Source organism: Streptomyces tricolor (genome assembly GCF_002155905.1).
Classification (GTDB): Bacteria; Actinomycetota; Actinomycetes; order Streptomycetales; family Streptomycetaceae; genus Streptomyces; species Streptomyces tricolor.
This window is the reverse complement of the sequence record NZ_MUMF01000736.1, coordinates 1-1997: the sequence shown is the minus strand read 5'-3', so window position 1 is coordinate 1997 and position 1997 is coordinate 1. Positions and strand designations below refer to the sequence as shown.

Sequence of the window (1997 nt, the reverse complement as noted above, 5' to 3'; positions counted from 1 at the left end):
CGGACAAGACCCCGACCGACAAGACCGAGTCGCCGACGGACAAGACCGAGTCGCCGACGGACAAGACGCCGACGGACAAGACCGACTCGCCGACGGACAAGACGCCGACGGACAAGACCGACTCGCCGACCGACGAGACCCCGACCGACGAGACGTCGCCGCCGGAGGAGACCTCCCCGCCGGAGGAGACCTCCACGCCCACCGAGTCGGAGCCGGCGACCGACTCACCGACGGGCGAGGAGAGCCCGGCGACCGACACTCCGGCCGAGGAGACGGCGCAGACCGAGCAGACCTCGCCCGGCGAGGCGTCGGTGCCCACCGGGGGCTCGCCGCCGGCGGAGACGTCCGTCGTCACGCCCCAGTCGCCGGCCGAGTCCGCCCCGGCGACGACGGGCGGTCCGGCCGAGACCGCCCAGCAGCCGGAGGAACCCGGCACCCAGCAGCAGGAGCAGCAGCAGGAACAGCAACAGGAGCAGGAGCAGCAGCAGGAACAGCAACAGGAGCAGCAGCAGGACCAGGGCGATCAGGGTGACCAGGGGGGACAGCAGGGGGAGTAGCGAGCCCCGTGGCGTGAGCCGGCCGCACCGGCCCGCCCCCGGGCTCCGGCCGTGATCCTCGCCACTGTGCGCGCTCGGCGAACGGATCCGGTGGACTGGAGGGCCGGGCTCGGGGTACGAGGACTGGTGCAACAGCGACCGGCCGGACCGGGCCTTCCGAGAGAGACAGTATGACCGAGCACCTGGGCGGGGCAGTGATACCGACTGGTTTCGACGTACCCGTGGAGCCGCTGCGACGCGCGGCGCACTACACCGGCGAACCCGGATGCATCGCCGACGCCCGCGCCTTCGCGGCCCAGTTCCTCCAGCAGCTGCGCACCGAGTGGTGCGCCATCGCCGACGCCCGGACCGACGGCGAGCTGCTCCTGATGGTGAGCGAGCTGGTCACCAACGCCGACCGGCACAGCACGGGCCCCTACATCCTGGAGCTGGAGGGTACGGACACCGCGGTCGCCGTGTCCGTGTACGACAGCAGCACCGCCCTGCCCCGCCGCTTCCCCAAGGACCCCGAGCGCGTCGGACGCCATGGCTTGGAGATCGTGCACGCCCTGGCCTCCGAGGTCACCGTCGAGCGCGTGCCCGTGGGCAAGCGGGTGCGGGCCGTCTTCCCGCTCCGGCGGGACTGACGCGATTCCGCCCGGTGCCGACGCCACGGCGGTGCGGCCACCAGCGAGGGAGCTGCGCCGGGCCTGGACGGGACGCCAGGCGCGGCGCAGCTCCCTCGCTCGTCAGGCGCAGCCCAGCTCGCCCAGCATTCCCTGCCGCAGCCGGGTGATGATCCGCTTGATGAGGCGGGAGACGTGCATCTGGGAGCACCCGAGCCGCTCCCCGATCTCCGCCTGGGTCGCCTCCTCGACGAACCTCAGATGGATGATCTGCCGGTCACGGTCGCTCAGCTCCGCCATCAGCGGGGCGAGCGCGTGGAAGTCCTCGACGAGCCGGAGCCCCTCCTCCTCCACACCGATGAAGTCGGCGAGCACCGCCTCGCCGTCCTCGGGGCCGTCGCCGGTGAGCGCGGCGTCGAGAGAGGCCGAGTTGTAGCCGTTGGAGGCGAGCTGGGCCTCGACCACCTCGTCCTCGGAGAGGTTCATCAGCGTGGCCAGCTCGGCGACCGTGGGATCCCGGTCCAGTCGGCTGGACAGCTCCTCACGGGCCTTGGCCAGCTCCACGCGCAGCTCCTGGAGCCGGCGCGGCACATGGACGGCCCACGTGGTGTCCCGGAAGAACCGCTTGATCTCGCCGACGATGTACGGCAGCGCGAAGGAGGTGAACTCGACTCCGCGCGCCAGTTCGAACCGGTCGATCGCCTTGATCAGGCCGATCATGCCGGTCTGGACGATGTCCTCCATGTCGTCGCCACGGCCCCGGAAGCGTCCGGCCGCGAACCGCACCAGCGACATGTTCATCTCGATGAGGGTGTTGCGCGCGTACTGGTACTCG

2 protein-coding genes and 1 pseudogene are annotated in these 1997 nt (G+C 71.4%); 2 read left to right on the top strand and 1 reads right to left on the bottom strand.

Annotated elements, in window-relative coordinates; genetic code table 11:
* Both CCN44_RS44760 and CCN44_RS38525 read left to right on the top strand, forming a co-directional pair.
* Positions 1-557: pseudogene (locus CCN44_RS44760) on the top strand (hypothetical protein); the annotation flags it as partial.
* 170 nt (positions 558-727) lie between these two features.
* On the top strand, positions 728-1183 hold the full coding sequence (locus CCN44_RS38525) for an ATP-binding protein (RefSeq protein ID WP_059247410.1): 456 nt from the start codon (positions 728-730) through the stop codon (positions 1181-1183).
* Positions 1184-1285: 102 nt separating this feature from the next.
* Here CCN44_RS38525 and CCN44_RS38520 read toward each other — a convergent pair.
* The coding region (locus tag CCN44_RS38520) for an RNA polymerase sigma factor SigF (protein WP_086703493.1) at positions 1286-1997 on the bottom strand (712 nt) is incomplete at its 5' end.